Origin of the sequence: Flavobacterium algoriphilum (assembly GCF_048158655.1) — a bacterium.
In the GTDB taxonomy this organism is placed as follows: Bacteria; Bacteroidota; Bacteroidia; order Flavobacteriales; family Flavobacteriaceae; genus Flavobacterium; species Flavobacterium algoriphilum.
Map to the genome: position 1 here is coordinate 812,515 of NZ_JBLNKY010000001.1, position 14,582 is coordinate 827,096.

Annotated in this window: 14 protein-coding genes; 6 read left to right on the forward strand and 8 right to left on the reverse strand. The window is 35.1% G+C overall.

What is annotated here, in order from left to right; all coding sequences use genetic code 11:
- Nucleotides 1–246 precede the first annotated feature (246 nt).
- From truB to ACM55G_RS03475, 4 genes are read right to left on the reverse strand one after another with little or no spacing between them, the layout of a single operon-like run.
- Nucleotides 247–948 carry a tRNA pseudouridine(55) synthase TruB gene (gene truB, locus ACM55G_RS03460; RefSeq protein ID WP_416842512.1) on the reverse strand — a complete coding sequence of 234 codons (702 nt, stop codon included), beginning with the start codon at nucleotides 946–948 and terminating at the stop codon, nucleotides 247–249.
- Between the two features lie 6 nt (nucleotides 949–954).
- Nucleotides 955–1,776, reverse strand: a complete 822-nt coding sequence (locus ACM55G_RS03465; RefSeq protein WP_416842513.1) for an undecaprenyl-diphosphate phosphatase — start codon at nucleotides 1,774–1,776, stop codon at nucleotides 955–957.
- The gene (locus ACM55G_RS03470; RefSeq protein WP_416842514.1) at nucleotides 1,777–2,019 is read right to left on the reverse strand and encodes a DUF3098 domain-containing protein; all 243 of its coding nucleotides are present in this window, start codon (nucleotides 2,017–2,019) and stop codon (nucleotides 1,777–1,779) included. It lies immediately after the preceding gene.
- Nucleotides 2,020–2,070: 51 nt separating this feature from the next.
- Nucleotides 2,071–2,946: a cell division protein FtsX gene (locus tag ACM55G_RS03475; protein WP_416842515.1), complete on the reverse strand. Its 876-nt coding sequence runs from the start codon at nucleotides 2,944–2,946 to the stop codon at nucleotides 2,071–2,073.
- A 267-nt stretch (nucleotides 2,947–3,213) separates the two neighbouring features.
- Between ACM55G_RS03475 and ACM55G_RS03480 the strand changes: the two genes are divergently transcribed.
- Together ACM55G_RS03480 and ACM55G_RS03485 are read left to right on the forward strand one after the other, a co-directional pair.
- Nucleotides 3,214–6,306: a class I tRNA ligase family protein gene (locus ACM55G_RS03480; protein WP_416842516.1), complete on the forward strand. Its 3,093-nt coding sequence runs from the start codon at nucleotides 3,214–3,216 to the stop codon at nucleotides 6,304–6,306.
- Nucleotides 6,307–6,517: 211 nt separating this feature from the next.
- Nucleotides 6,518–7,204, forward strand: coding sequence for a zinc metallopeptidase (locus tag ACM55G_RS03485; RefSeq protein WP_416842517.1), 687 nt, complete (start codon nucleotides 6,518–6,520; stop codon nucleotides 7,202–7,204).
- 88 nt (nucleotides 7,205–7,292) lie between these two features.
- On the opposite strand, the gene ACM55G_RS03490 is transcribed toward ACM55G_RS03485, so the two are convergent.
- The 3 genes from ACM55G_RS03490 to ACM55G_RS03500 form a co-directional block, all read right to left on the reverse strand.
- Nucleotides 7,293–7,763, reverse strand: a complete 471-nt coding sequence (locus tag ACM55G_RS03490) for an Lrp/AsnC ligand binding domain-containing protein (RefSeq protein ID WP_143387568.1) — start codon at nucleotides 7,761–7,763, stop codon at nucleotides 7,293–7,295.
- Nucleotides 7,764–8,027: 264 nt separating this feature from the next.
- Entirely contained in the window at nucleotides 8,028–8,777 is a 750-nt protein-coding gene (locus tag ACM55G_RS03495) for a uroporphyrinogen-III synthase (RefSeq protein ID WP_416842518.1), read from the reverse strand.
- Nucleotides 8,778–8,790: 13 nt separating this feature from the next.
- Nucleotides 8,791–9,462 carry a DUF4271 domain-containing protein gene (locus tag ACM55G_RS03500; protein WP_416842519.1) on the reverse strand — a complete coding sequence of 224 codons (672 nt, stop codon included), beginning with the start codon at nucleotides 9,460–9,462 and terminating at the stop codon, nucleotides 8,791–8,793.
- A gap of 105 nt (nucleotides 9,463–9,567) precedes the next feature.
- On the opposite strand from ACM55G_RS03500, the gene ACM55G_RS03505 reads away from it, so the two are divergent.
- From ACM55G_RS03505 to ACM55G_RS03515, 3 genes are read left to right on the forward strand one after another with little or no spacing between them, the layout of a single operon-like run.
- Nucleotides 9,568–10,293: a polyprenol monophosphomannose synthase gene (locus ACM55G_RS03505; RefSeq protein WP_416842520.1), complete on the forward strand. Its 726-nt coding sequence runs from the start codon at nucleotides 9,568–9,570 to the stop codon at nucleotides 10,291–10,293.
- Nucleotides 10,294–10,305: 12 nt separating this feature from the next.
- A complete protein-coding gene (locus ACM55G_RS03510; RefSeq protein ID WP_416842521.1) occupies nucleotides 10,306–11,646 on the forward strand; it encodes a dihydroorotase in 1,341 nt (446 codons plus the stop codon).
- Nucleotides 11,647–11,655: 9 nt separating this feature from the next.
- Nucleotides 11,656–12,105: a DUF4296 domain-containing protein gene (locus tag ACM55G_RS03515; protein ID WP_416842522.1), complete on the forward strand. Its 450-nt coding sequence runs from the start codon at nucleotides 11,656–11,658 to the stop codon at nucleotides 12,103–12,105.
- Here ACM55G_RS03515 and ACM55G_RS03520 read toward each other — a convergent pair whose 3' ends face one another.
- Nucleotides 12,106–13,107: an NAD-dependent epimerase/dehydratase family protein gene (locus ACM55G_RS03520; RefSeq protein ID WP_416842523.1), complete on the reverse strand. Its 1,002-nt coding sequence runs from the start codon at nucleotides 13,105–13,107 to the stop codon at nucleotides 12,106–12,108.
- 94 nt (nucleotides 13,108–13,201) lie between these two features.
- Here ACM55G_RS03520 and tyrS point away from each other — a divergent pair, with 94 nt between their 5' ends.
- Complete coding sequence (tyrS, locus tag ACM55G_RS03525) at nucleotides 13,202–14,494, forward strand: tyrosine--tRNA ligase (RefSeq protein ID WP_416842524.1); 1,293 nt, start codon at nucleotides 13,202–13,204, stop codon at nucleotides 14,492–14,494.
- Nucleotides 14,495–14,582 lie beyond the last annotated feature (88 nt).

Below are 14,582 nucleotides of genomic sequence, written 5' to 3' on the forward strand. Positions count from 1 at the left end.
TACTTTTTTTATTGGTGTTTAATATTGTTTCACAATTAAAAAAACATCGTTATGAAAAAGCTATTTGAAAGGTTTTATGATTATTTATCGCGCTTACTATTTGGAGGTAAAAACGTAAGTCATTATTAAAACCATTGGTACAGCCAAGTAAACACAAAAAAGTATGGATTAAAACTACTTTTAACTTTTTTTAGAAAAAACACATCGCAAGTTCAATTCTGTACTTGTCATGTGTTTTATTTTTGATTACAACTGAGGAGCCAGACTTTGTTCAAATGCTTCAACATCCATTCCCTCATTTACATTATAATCGCCAATTTTTGTTCGGCGTAAAGCGGTTAAATGCGAACCTGAATTCATGGCTTTTCCAAAATCAAAAGCCAGCGAACGAATATAAGTTCCTTTGCTGCAGACTACTCTGAAATCGACTTCAGGAAGCGCGATTCTAGTAATTTCAAATTCGTGTATGGTTGTTTTTCGCGTTGCGATTTCTACCGTTTCTCCTGCTCTTGCATGCTCGTACAAACGAACACCATCTTTTTTTATAGCGGAGTAAATGGGTGGCTTCTGGTCTATTTCACCCAAAAATTGTTTTACGGTTTCCTGAATTAAATCCGGGCCAATATGTTCGATGGGAAATGTTTGGTCCATTTCGGTTTCTAAATCATATGAAGGTGTTGTCGCTCCAATATAGAATGTTCCAGTATATTCTTTGGCTTGACCTTGAAGTTCCGTAATCCTTTTGGTGAATTTTCCGGTGCATACTAAAAGCAATCCGGTCGCCAAGGGATCTAATGTTCCGGCATGGCCGATCTTAAATTTTTTTGGGAGATTCAGCTTGCTAATCAAAGCCCACTTTAATTTGTTTACTGCCTGAAAGGAAGTCCAATGCAAAGGTTTGTCAATGAGTAAAATTTGTCCGTTTTGGAAATCTTCGGCTGTTTTCAATGGAAATTATTTTAAGTATAAAAAGTAGATCAATAAAAATACGCCTACTATAATTCGGTACCATCCCCAAGGTTTAAAGCCGTATTTTTTGATGATTTCAATAAAGAATTTAATAGCGATAATGGCAACAATAAAAGCAACAACATTTCCTATTAAGAACAATTGTATGTTTTCGTGTGACTTCAGAATCAATTCATAACCTTTCATTTGTGACGTTTCGTAGGTTTTCAAGAATACGGAGTAGCACGTTACTGCCATCATCGTTGGAACTGCTAAAAAGAAAGAGAATTCAGCTGCAGCGTGACGCGTTAATCCTTGTTGCATACCGCCAATTATAGAAGCGGCAGAACGACTTGTTCCTGGCATCATCGCTAAACATTGCCAAAAACCAATGGTTACGGCTTTTTTAATGGTGATATCTTCCTCTTGAAGAACCGTTGGACTTTGAAAACGACTGTCAATAAATAATAAAATGATTCCGCCTAAAATTAAAACTATCGCAATGGGAATAGGGTCTCCAAGAACTGCTTCAATCTTGTCATCGAATAGTTTTCCTAAAATCAATGCTGGAATTACGGCGCAAATAAGTTTAATGTAAAAGTTGATTGCGACACTTTTTGATGAGAAATCGAAAAATTTCTTCCAATACAAAGCGACAACAGCCAGAATGGCTCCAAATTGAATGGAAACCTGAAATAGTTTCACAAAATCATCCTGTTGAATTCCAAAATAAGAACTTAGAAAAACCATGTGAGCTGTTGAAGAAACAGGAAGGTATTCTGTTAATCCTTCGATAACAGCAATTAAGAATGCTTGTAATGTATTCATTTATGCTTTTTTGGGATTCTTAAGAATGGCATAAACAGTAATTCCAAAGCCAATTAAAACGGTAGTAGGTGCCAATCGAATTCTTCTGAAATTGAAGATATCTTCATTGAAAACATTTGGGTCATCACTTCCTCCGCCAGCCATTAGAATAAATCCTAAGGCAATTACTCCAATCCCAATTAATAGGATTTTATAATTTATTGTGTCAAAAAGAAATTCTTGTTTTTGGTCGTTATCTTTCATGCTGTTTTTTTAAATTGTGAAATCAAAAAATCGTTAATCTGCAATCTAAAATTAATAAAGCTCGTCCGTTCTTAAATTCAAAAAGCGTTGTGTGGCGAAGTAGGTGCTCAGCCAAGTAATTAAAATACCAATTCCCAAAACGCCTAATAAAACTAATCCAACCAGTAATTTGTCGTCAAGAATACCAAGATCAGGAAAGTTAGTTTGAACGTAAACCAAAACGCCAATCAATGCTAAAATGGCTAAACCCGCACCAATCATTCCCAATTTTATGCTTCGCATCACAAATGGTTTTCTGATAAACGCTTTGGTAGCGCCTACCATTTGCATGGTTTTGATGATAAATCGATTCGAATGTATCGATAAACGTAAAGAGCTGTTGATTAATAAAACGGCGATAACAGTGAAAAAACCGCTGATGATTAAAATCCACATACTCACTTTTTTGATATTGTCATTTACCAGATTCACTAATTGTTTATCATAAACAATATCCGATATCATAACGTTTTTGCGTAAGCGATTTTCGATTTTTGCAATACTGTCCTTGATTACATAATCTGCTTTTAAGTGAATGTCGTAAGAGTTCTGCAACGGATTTTCACCTAGAAATTCCATGAAATCTTCACCTATTATATCAGTATGTTCTTTAGCCGCATCTTCTTTGGTAACATAAGCATATGATTTTGCAAAAGGAGCTGTTTTTAATTCGGTTCCAAAAGCTTTTAAGATACTGTCATTAGCATCGTTTTTGAAAAACACCGTCATGGCAATTTTTTCCTTAAAATCATCGGCCAGTTTTTTAGAATTTATAATAAAAAATCCTAACATTCCTAATAGGAATAATACCAAGAATACACTTAGTACAACCGAAAAATAAGAGGAAATTAATCTGCGTTTTTGAAATTTATCAAAGGAAGAACTCATAGTTTACTTAAATTATGGGGTAAAAATAATAAAGAATTTCTTTATTTAAAGTTAATAACGCTCAAAGTTTTAACTTTCGTACAATAAACGTAAATTTGCGACCTGCAATTTTGCGACCTATTTCGGGTTCTGAAGCCTGAATGGGCTAAAATAAATAGCAAAACGACTTGAGTCTGCGAAAGCATGAATCCATAAAAGAACAATTAAGAAAGTAGAATGACTTGAGTGTGCGACAGCATGACTCCATTAAAAAACAATAAAAAAGGAATGAAATATAATCCGAACGAAATAGAGGCCAAATGGCAAAAATACTGGTTAGAAAACGAAACATTTAAAGCTGAAAATAACGCAACAAAACCTAAATATTACGTACTAGATATGTTTCCGTATCCATCTGGAGCGGGTTTACACGTTGGGCATCCGCTGGGATACATCGCCTCTGATGTGTATTCCAGATACAAAAGACATCAAGGTTTTAATGTGTTGCACCCCATGGGTTATGACAGTTTTGGTTTGCCGGCTGAACAATATGCCATTCAAACGGGTCAACGTCCTGAAGATACGACTTCGGTAAATATTGACGGAGGAACGGATAAAGAAGGAAATAAAATTGCCGGTTATAGAAAGCAATTGGACAAAATTGGATTCTCTTTCGACTGGAGTCGAGAAGTGCGTACCTCAAATTCGGACTATTACAAGCATACCCAATGGATTTTCATTCAATTGTTCAATTCTTGGTACAATAAAAACAGCGATAAAGCCGAAGATATTTCGACTTTGGTTTCCATTTTTGAGAAAGAAGGAAATGCAAATGTCAATGCCGTTTGCGATGAAAATATAGAAGTTTTTTCAGCAAATGAATGGAACGCTTTCACAAAAGAGCAACAGGAGCGAATCTTATTGCAATATAGATTGACGTATTTGGCCGAGACTGAAGTAAACTGGTGTCCGGGATTGGGAACTGTTTTGGCGAATGACGAAATCGTAAATGGTGTTTCAGAGCGGGGCGGTTTTACGGTTGTTCGTAAGAAAATGACGCAATGGAGCATGCGAATTTCGGCTTATGCGGAACGTTTGTTGCAAGGCTTAAACGATATTGATTGGAGCGAAAGCATCAAAGAAAGTCAACGGAACTGGATTGGGAAATCCGTTGGAGCAACGGTTTCTTTCAAAGTCGAAAGTCAAAATTCTACCCTCGAAAGGGAGCAACAATATATAGACGTATTCACAACGCGTCCTGATACAATTTTTGGAGTTACGTTCATGACATTGGCGCCAGAACACGAATTAGTTTCTCAGATTACTACTCCGGAACAAAAAGCAGCAGTAAAAGCGTACATAGTAAAAACGTCAAAACGTTCCGAAAGAGAACGTATGGCCGATGTTAAAACCATTTCGGGTGTTTTCACTGGAGCGTATGCCGAACATCCGTTCACGAAAGAACCAATTCCGGTTTGGATTGGGGATTATGTTTTGGCAGGTTACGGAACAGGTGCAGTTATGGCGGTTCCTTGCGGCGACGAAAGAGATTATGCTTTTGCGAATTTCTTCAAAGGTCAAAACGGAATGCAGGTAATCAAAAATATTTTTGCAAATGTGGATATTTCTGAGGTGGCGTACGGGTCAAAAGACAATGTGATTATCGCCAATTCTGATTTCCTAAACGGACTGACGTACAAAGAAGCGACTAAAAAAGCGATAGAAGAATTAGAAAAACTAAACCAAGGAAAAGGAAAAATTAATTACCGTTTGCGTGATGCTGTTTTCTCTCGTCAGCGGTATTGGGGAGAGCCGTTTCCGGTATATTATGTGAATGGCTTGCCGCAAATGATTGCCGCAAAACATTTGCCAATCATCTTGCCGGAAGTAGAGAAATATTTACCAACCGAAGACGGGCAACCGCCTTTAGGAAACGCTTTGGTTTGGGCTTGGGACAGTGTTCAGTGTTTAGTGGTTAGTACTCAGTTAGTCGATAATGTGACTATATTTCCATTAGAATTAAACACGATGCCGGGTTGGGCGGGAAGTTCATGGTATTGGATGCGTTATATGGATGCACAGAACGAAAACGAGTTTGCAAGTAAAGAGGCACTGGCGTATTGGGAAAGTGTGGATTTATACATTGGCGGAAGCGAACACGCCACCGGACATTTATTGTATTCTCGTTTTTGGAACAAATTCCTAAAAGACAAAGGTTTTGCACCGACTGAAGAACCATTCAAAAAACTGATTAATCAGGGAATGATTTTGGGAATGAGCGCGTTTGTTTACAGATTAAATTTAGTAGACTATACTGAAGTTATTAGTGACGTAATACCAATTAAATTTAGCGCTGAACAAAAAGCTAAAGTAAGTGAGTTTGTGGAGAAGTATAATAATAAGATCTTTATTTCTTTAAATGATGCAAAATCGCAGCTTAATCCTTCAATAGGTGAATTGACTAGTTGTTCTCATTTTCCAGGAATTGATTATGCTTTAAAGTTGAAATTTCCAAATTATGCTGATGTCATAAGTGATGGCGTTTCAATTGACATAGTCAAAATTCATACTGATGTTTCTTTCGTAAACGCTTCAGATGAATTAGATATTGAAAGATTTAAAAGCTGGAGAGAGGATTATGCAAATGCAGAATTCATTTGCGAAGAAAACGGTAAATACATCGTTGGTCGTGAAATCGAAAAAATGTCGAAATCCAAATACAATGTCGTAACACCAGATGATATTTGTAACGAATACGGAGCCGATACGTTGCGTTTGTATGAAATGTTCTTAGGACCATTGGAACAAGCAAAACCATGGAATACAGCAGGAATTTCGGGAGTTTTTGGATTTTTGAAAAAACTGTGTCGTTTGTATTTTGATGATAATGGTTTGATTGTTACCAATGACGCACCAACTAAAGACAACTTGAAATCATTGCACAAAACCATCAAAAAAGTGGCGGAAGACATAGAGAGTTTCTCTTTCAATACGTCGGTTTCACAGTTTATGATTTGTGTGAATGAATTGTCCGCGCAGAATTGCCATTCTCGTGCAATTTTAGAACCATTAGCAATTGTGATTTCGCCATATGCGCCACACATTGCCGAGGAATTATGGTCGTTGTTAGGGAATACGGGTTCGATTGCTACCGTTGCTTTTCCAGTGTTCGAACCGGCACATTTGGTCGAAAGTAATAAAGAATATCCAGTTTCTTTCAATGGAAAAATGCGTTTCACAATGGTTTTGCCTTTGGATTTAACCAAAGAACAAATCGAGGAAATCGTGATGAAAGACGAAAGAACCATCAAACAGCTGGAAGGTAAAACGCCAAACAAGGTGATTATTGTTCCGGGGAAAATCATTAACTTGGTAGGGTAAATTTTAACAACGTAATGTTGTAGAGACGCACTGCAGTGCGTCTCTACGTTGCGTCTCTACAAAATATATTAAATTCCAAATTCCAAATTTATTTTGGGATTTGGATTTTTTTATTTCCATTTCAGGAATGCCAAATTGACATTGTAAAAAATTGGTTCAGATTTTGATGATTCTTTTATAACTTTAAATAATAAAATTAAAAAACAAAAATATGGGAATGGGTTATTTGATTCTTGCCGGAGCAATTATGCTTTTCAGCTGGTTAGTTAGTTCAAGACTAAAAAGCAAATTTGAACATTATTCTAAATTACAATTACAAAACGGAATGTCCGGTGCTGAAATTGCAGAAAAAATGCTTGCTGATAACGGAATTCGGGATGTCAAAGTGATTTCGGTTGCGGGGCAATTAACAGATCATTACAATCCTTTGGATAAAACCGTGAACTTAAGCGAGGCGGTTTACAATCAACGAAATGCAGCTGCAGCAGCTGTGGCGGCACACGAATGTGGTCATGCGGTACAACATGCGGTAGGATATCGATGGTTGACCATGCGCTCTCAATTGGTTCCAGTTGTCAACGTCGCTTCATCATATATGCAATGGATTTTACTCGCAGGGATTTTGATGATGAAAACCTTTCCTCAATTACTATTGGTAGGGATTGTAATTTTTGCAGCAACAACTTTGTTCTCTATTGTTACTTTACCGGTAGAATATGATGCGAGTAATCGTGCATTAGCTTGGTTGGAAAATAAAAGGATGTTGACACAGCAAGAGCAAGCGGGTGCGAAAGATTCTCTAAAATGGGCTGCCAGAACGTACGTGGTTGCTGCTTTAGGTTCTATAGCTACGCTGTTGTATTATGTTTCGATTTATATGGGCGGAAGAAGAAATTAATTTTTCGCTTAAAAAATTATATCCGTCTTGTTTGAAAACGAGACGGATTTTTTTTGCAAAATAATCAAATGAACAATTAATCAAAAAACTACAATTGAATCTGTCGGTCAATTTGTTGGTCTAATGATATAAAGGTTTCTGTTCTGGAAACGCCTTCGATAGCCTGGATTTTCGTGTTGAGCAAATGCATTAAATGTTCGTTGTCCCTACAAATAATCTTGATTAATATTGACCAGTTTCCGGTAGTGTAATGGCATTCCAATACTTCGGGGATTTTTTTTAAATCTCTCACGGCTTCCGGGTTTCGAGCGGCTTTGTCTAAGTAAATTCCAACAAATGCCATCGTATTATAACCTAGAATCTTATGGTTTACCGTAAACTTAGATCCTGAAATCACGCCGGATTGTTCCAGTTTTCGCAATCGCTGGTGAATGGCAGCTCCTGAAATCCCTATTTTGTTAGCGATTTGAAGAATTGGTTTTCGGGCGTCTTCCATCAGGTCTCGTAAAATTTCTTTATCGATACCGTCTATTTCTACTATAAGGGAGTTGATTTTCATAAGTTGTTATTTTAAACTAAACTATTGTATTTAACTTGAATTGAAAATCAAATTTAAGAAAAAAACGATTAATGTTAATAGAAATTTAAGATTACTCTACTTTTTGTTAGTCTTAATGAACTTCCATTTCTTATATAATTTGTATTGATTGACTTATAAGAAATAGAAGTTTATTTAAAAAATAATGTAATTGTTTAATTTTGTCGCATAAAAAAAGCCATTCGGATTGCGAATGGCTTTCGATTGTATCTAAAAAATAATTTTCTATTTTCCTTTATTTGCTTCTACAATGTATTTTTCCAAAGCCATTGTCATTGAAGGTGTTGCTGGTGTTGGTGCAAGAATGTCTACTCTTAAACCATGATCCAATGCTTCTTTTTGCGTAGTGCTTCCAAAAACTGCAATTCGGGTCTCATTTTGCTTGAAATCTGGAAAGTTCATAAACAATGATTTTATTCCTGTTGGGCTAAAGAAAGCCAAAACATCATAATATACATCTGCTAAATCAGATAAATCACTCATTACTGTTTTGTAAAAAACCGCTGGAGTCCAGTCCACTTTTAATGCATTAAGCGTTATTGGCGCATCTGCATTTAATTGATCTGAAGCAGGTAATAAGAATTTTTCGTCTTTGTATTTTTTTATCAGTGGTGATAAATCAGCAAAATCTTTAGGACCTACGTAAATTTTACGTTTTCTGTAGACTACATATTTTTGCAAGTAAAAAGCAATTGCTTCAGATTGGCAAAAATACTTTAATCCTTCAGGAACTTTAAAACGCATTTCGTCAGCAACTCTGAAGAAATGATCAACAGCATTCTTACTGGTTAAAATAATTGCCGTGTAATGATTAAGATCAATTTTTTGAAGTCTAATCTCTTTAGCATTAACGCCTTCTACATGAATAAAAGGTCTGAAATCAATTTTAACTTTATGCTTTTGTTGAAGCTCAAAGTAAGGGGAATTTTCCACTTTAGGTTCGGGCTGTGACACCAAAATTGTTTTCACTTTCATATTTTAACATTTTCTAGGCGCTCCCTTTTGTAAGCCAATAATACATAAAGTAATAGGGGGCTATTTCAAGAGCGCAAAGATATAAAATAAAATAAAACAACTTACCTAATATTAAATTTTGATAGTTTTTTATTGAAATTGAATATGCTATAATGCTGATTGTCAACACTGTGTAAATAATAAATAATGGAATATTTCTTGAGATTGTGTCGTAATAGAACAGAATAATATTGATTGGCAGTATAAATAATCCAATATAGGTCCTATAAGTCACTTTTTGGAGGTTAAATTGCTCTACAAATTCTTCTATATCGAATGCTGTACCAATAATTTTTTCTATGAGATATTTCGATAAAATAAAAAATATAAGGAAAGTGATTATTTGAATGTAAAGGATCCAATCTGTTTTTGTAGCATATCCAAACTGACTCAACGAAAGTTGAATAAAAAATGCAAATGAAATAACCTGCACTAAAAATAAGGAAACAGTAAAGCCGCTTTTAAGATGGCTGCTGTCTCTATATATTTTGGTGTATTTATTTGAAAAAATTAAATTTGCAAAATCACCAAAACGATTTTCGAAAACAGATTTAGTAATAGCAATAATAGCAAACGACAACACAAATAAAAGTGTGGCCCAGTCTTTATTTTCGGTTATTCTTGGATGAAGTAGATGTTCAATCATAGGGACACAAAATTACTGATTTTTTACATCATTCTTTTTTATTATAAATTTATTATGAATCAAATGGCATAAAAAGTTTACTTTTGCGTTGAAATTACTCAAAATATGAACGATTGTATTGTTATAATTCCTACCTATAACGAAATTGAAAATATCGAAGGCATTATTAGAACGGTGCTTTCACAACACAAGCCTTTTCATGTTCTTATTATTGATGATAATTCTCCTGATTGCACAGCGGATAGGGTAATTATGCTTCAATCTGAATATAAAGACCGATTGTTTTTAGAAAAAAGAGCCAAGAAATCCGGATTAGGAACTGCTTATGTGCATGGTTTTAGATGGGCTTTGGAACGTAAATATGATTTTATTTTCGAAATGGATGCTGATTTTTCGCACAACCCAAATGATTTAGAAAAATTGTATAATGCATGTCATTTAGGAGACGCCGATTTGGCAATTGGTTCACGGTATGTAACAGGTGTAAACGTGGTTAACTGGCCTTTGAGCCGTGTTTTATTATCGTATTTTGCATCAGTTTATGTCCGATTTGTGACAGGAATGAAAATCCATGATGCGACAGCCGGTTTTGTATGTTACAAAAGAGAGGTGCTGGAAAATATCAATTTAAATAAAATAAAATTTGTAGGTTATGCGTTTCAAATTGAAATGAAATACAGGACGTACTGTAAAAAATTCCAAATTGTCGAAGTCCCTATTATTTTTACGGACAGAACAAAAGGACAATCCAAAATGAGTAATTTAATTATTAAAGAAGCTATTTTTGGGGTTATTTCACTTAGATTAAAAAAATTAGTCAACACATTATAAGCAGAAGATACGATGAACAGGATTTTAATTAAGAATGCCAAAATAGTAAATGAAGGAACGATTTTTGAAGGTGATGTACTAATTGAAGATGACTTAATTGTAGAAATTGCAGAAAGTATTAGCGCTAAATCTTCTCAATGTAAAATCATCGATGCCGAAGGGAATTACCTAATTCCGGGTGCTATAGATGATCAGGTTCATTTTAGAGAGCCGGGTTTAACGTATAAAGGCGATATAGAATCAGAATCTAAAGCTGCAGTTGCGGGAGGAATTACTTCTTATATAGAACAACCCAATACGATGCCCAATGCGGTTACCCAAGAAATTTTAGAAGAAAAATATAAAATTGCTGCGGATAAATCCTATGCTAATTATTCTTTTATGATGGGTGCAACAAACGATAATTTAGAAGAAGTTTTAAAGACTAATCCGAAGAATGTTGCGGGAATAAAAATATTTTTAGGTTCATCTACCGGGAATATGTTGGTCGATAATGAAGCTACTTTGGAAAAAATATTTTCTAGTACCCCTATGCTTATTGCGGTTCATTGTGAGGATGAAACCACCATCAAAAATAATTTAGAAAAATACAAAGAAGAGTTTGGAGAGGATGTTCCGGTAACGGTTCATCATCTTATCCGAAGTGAAGAAGCCTGTTATATTTCGTCTTCAAAAGCAATTGCTCTTGCTAAAAAGACAGGTGCGCGTTTGCATATATTTCATCTTTCTACAGCAAAAGAAATGGATTTGTTTACCAATAAAATTCCATTGGAAGACAAGAAAATCACTGCCGAAGTTTGTGTGCATCATTTGTGGTTTACCAATGATGATTATTCATCCAAAGGCAATTTAATCAAGTGGAATCCAGCGGTAAAAACAGCCAATGATCGAAAAGTACTGTGGGAAGCATTGCTTGACGACCGAATTGATGTTATTGCCACGGATCACGCCCCACATACGCTGGAAGAAAAGAAACTACCGTATCTAAAAGCTCCATCTGGTGGGCCATTAGTGCAACATGCCGTTGTGGCTATGTTTGAAGCGTACCATCAAGGAAAAATCAGTATTGAAAAAATTGTCGAAAAAATGTGCCACAATCCGGCTAAGATTTTCAAGATTGAGAAGCGTGGTTTTATAAAAGAAGGCTATTATGCGGATTTAGTTATTATAAATTCGGGTTTGCCATGGAGTGTCAAAAAAGAAAATATTCTTGCTAAATGTGGATGGTCACCATTTGAAGGATTTACTTTTAAATCCAGAATAACGCATACTTTTGTGAACGGACAATTAGTGTATACCGCTTTCAAAGTAAAAGATATTCGTGCTGGAAAACGATTGTTGTTTGACAGATAAAAGTAAAAGATGAAGAAAATAATATCACTTTTAGCGATTATTTCCCTATTTATAAGCTGTAAGGAAGAGGTCGTAAAACAACCAAATCCTCTTATAGAAAAAGAGGTTATGGTTGGTATTATGTATGATTTATCAGTGCTGGAAGCTATTAGATTAGAAAATCCAGCCTCTTTGGATACTTTTAAAATAAACCCTAAAAAATATATTTATAAAAAGTATAAAATTGACAGCTTGCAATTTATTAAAAACAATGCCTATTACGCTTCTGATTATGAAGCCTATGCGAGCATTATTGATCAAGTAAATAGTAAGCTGATTACAAATAAAGCAAGTGTAACTGCTTTGATTAAAGCGGAAGCTAAAAAGAAGAAGAAAAAGAAAAAAACGGTTGTAAAACCCGTTTCACCACCAACCAAACTAATAGACTCCTTAGAAATCAATCAAAGAAAAAGACTATAGTTACAAGTCTGAAATTTCTTTTATGTATTGATGAATATTTAAAAATTCAGTATTTAATTCAGTAATAATTTTTTGATTGGAATATTCATTTTTTGAATAAGACGCTTTTGCAACAGCGCTAGTTAGTTGTCTTTTTTGCATAAAAATATTCGATAGAATCCAGTCTATTTTCCAGAAAATTTCCATGAACAAGGGTTTCGCATGAATAGCAGGTCTTTTTACAAGAAGAGCATCGGCAATACTATTTAAGATATCTCGAAAAATGATATTTTTTGCAATTAATGTAAAACGTTCGTTATGAATTTCGCTTTGCATTAACTGGGTTGCGATTTGGACAACATCAGTCACGGCAACAAATCCTGAACTTCCCAAAGTGTAAAATGACATTCCTTTTTTTACTTTCATAAAAAGTTGTCCGCTTCCCTGTTCCCAAAAACCGGGACCAATAATCACGCCTGGATTTAGAATTATCACTTGCAATCCTTCCTGTTGGCCACGCCAAATTTCCATTTCGGCGCCATATTTAGAAATGGCATAATCACTGTGCGGCTTTTCCGGATTCCATTCGGTTTCTTCTGTGATGATTTTTTCGTGAGATGCTAAATCGCCAAGAGCAGCGATGGAACTCATATAACATAGTTTTTTTATGGCTTTGGCCACACAAAAATTGACAATATTCGCGGTTCCTTCAATATTGGTTTTTCGAATTAAATCTTCGTCTTTTGGATCGAAAGAAATCAAAGCGGCGCAATGATAAACAGAATCGATTCCTACAAAAGCTTTTTCTAACGCAGGAACTTCGGTAATATCAGCTTGAATCCATTCGATAGCATCAAATAAATTAGGCTTTTTGTATAAATTAAATAGGTTTTTAGTCTTTTCTATACTTTTTGCATTGCGATAAATAGCACGTACTTTTTCACTCCCGAGCCTTCGGGATTCCATTAAATGAAGTAATAAATGTGCGCCTACTAAACCTGTTCCTCCTGTAACTAAAATCATGCTACGAAAATACGAATAATTTTTTTCGAATAACCGAATAAACAAATAACCGAATCCACAATAAATTTTATCTTTGTGCAAATTGATTAAAAAAATGAAGAATTTTATTGAAGAAGTGACTTGGAGAGGAATGCTCCACGATGTTATGCCCGGTACAGAAGAACATTTGATGGAACAAATGCGTGTGGCGTATGTGGGAATTGACCCAACTGCCGATTCATTGCATATTGGACATTTAGTAGGCGTGATGTTATTGAAACATTTTCAACTATCCGGACACAAACCATTAGCGTTAGTGGGTGGTGCAACAGGAATGATAGGTGATCCATCAGGAAAATCGAATGAAAGAAATTTACTTGACGAAGCAACATTACGTCACAATCAAGAAGCTATAAAAGGGCAATTGGCTCGTTTTTTAGATTTTACTTCCGATGCGGCGAATGCGGCAGAACTAGTGAATAATTACGACTGGATGAAGAATTTTTCATTTCTTGATTTCATTCGGGATATTGGCAAGCACATCACAGTAAATTATATGATGTCCAAAGATTCAGTGAAGAAACGTTTGTCTTCTGAAGCTGCCGAAGGAATGTCATTTACGGAGTTTACCTACCAATTGGTTCAAGGATATGACTTTTTACATTTGTACAAAAATAAAAATTGTACACTACAAATGGGTGGAAGCGACCAGTGGGGAAATATCACCACAGGGACGGAATTAGTCCGTAGAATAGCTCAGGGAAAAGCCTATGCATTGACTTGTCCTTTGATTACAAAAGCGGATGGGACAAAATTTGGAAAATCAGAAGGGGGTAATATTTGGTTGGATTCAGCTCGAACTTCTCCTTATAAATTTTACCAATATTGGCTGAATACCTCAGATATTGATGCGGAGAAATACATTAAGATTTTTACATTCTTATCAAAAGAAGAAATCGAGATTCTAACCGAAAAACATAGAGAAGCGCCACATTTACGATTGTTACAGAAACGTTTGGCTGAAGAAACTACGGTAATGGTACATTCTTCGGAAGATTTAGAAAATGCAATTAAAGCTTCGAATATTTTGTTCGGAAATTCTACTTCAGATGATTTGAAACAATTGAATGAAGCGACTTTTTTAGATGTTTTTGAAGGTGTTCCACAAGCTGAAATTGCAAGAAATGAAATTGAAGCTGGAATTGATATAATTGCTGTTTTAAATGAAAAAACAGGTTTTATGAAATCTAATGGAGAAGCAAGACGTGCTTTGACTGCAAATTCTATTTCAGTAAATAAAGAAAAAGTTACCGAAGAGTTGGTACTCTCTGCCAAAGATTTAATCAACAATCAATTTGTATTGTTGCAAAGTGGAAAGAAAAATTATTTTGTATTGAGGATTGTTTAATTAGTTATTTGTTTAATCGAAACATCGGTTAATCGAATAAAAAAAGCAACAATTAAATTTATGAGAATCATCAAGTTGCAACCCAAAT

What these genes read in the sequence shown, in the direction of transcription:
- ACM55G_RS03505 (WP_416842520.1), top strand. Translation starts at nt 9,568, where the DNA reads ATGAACGATTGTATTGTTATAATTCCTACCTATAACGAAATTGAAAAT.
- ACM55G_RS03500 (WP_416842519.1), bottom strand. Translation starts at nt 9,462, where the DNA reads ATGATTGAACATCTACTTCATCCAAGAATAACCGAAAATAAAGACTGG.
- ACM55G_RS03485 (WP_416842517.1), top strand. Translation starts at nt 6,518, where the DNA reads ATGGGAATGGGTTATTTGATTCTTGCCGGAGCAATTATGCTTTTCAGC.
- tyrS (WP_416842524.1), top strand. Translation starts at nt 13,202, where the DNA reads ATGAAGAATTTTATTGAAGAAGTGACTTGGAGAGGAATGCTCCACGAT.
- ACM55G_RS03515 (WP_416842522.1), top strand. Translation starts at nt 11,656, where the DNA reads ATGAAGAAAATAATATCACTTTTAGCGATTATTTCCCTATTTATAAGC.
- ACM55G_RS03510 (WP_416842521.1), top strand. Translation starts at nt 10,306, where the DNA reads ATGAACAGGATTTTAATTAAGAATGCCAAAATAGTAAATGAAGGAACG.
- ACM55G_RS03475 (WP_416842515.1), bottom strand. Translation starts at nt 2,946, where the DNA reads ATGAGTTCTTCCTTTGATAAATTTCAAAAACGCAGATTAATTTCCTCT.
- ACM55G_RS03520 (WP_416842523.1), bottom strand. Translation starts at nt 13,107, where the DNA reads ATGATTTTAGTTACAGGAGGAACAGGTTTAGTAGGCGCACATTTATTA.
- ACM55G_RS03490 (WP_143387568.1), bottom strand. Translation starts at nt 7,763, where the DNA reads ATGAAAATCAACTCCCTTATAGTAGAAATAGACGGTATCGATAAAGAA.
- ACM55G_RS03495 (WP_416842518.1), bottom strand. Translation starts at nt 8,777, where the DNA reads ATGAAAGTGAAAACAATTTTGGTGTCACAGCCCGAACCTAAAGTGGAA.
- ACM55G_RS03465 (WP_416842513.1), bottom strand. Translation starts at nt 1,776, where the DNA reads ATGAATACATTACAAGCATTCTTAATTGCTGTTATCGAAGGATTAACA.
- ACM55G_RS03480 (WP_416842516.1), top strand. Translation starts at nt 3,214, where the DNA reads ATGAAATATAATCCGAACGAAATAGAGGCCAAATGGCAAAAATACTGG.
- ACM55G_RS03470 (WP_416842514.1), bottom strand. Translation starts at nt 2,019, where the DNA reads ATGAAAGATAACGACCAAAAACAAGAATTTCTTTTTGACACAATAAAT.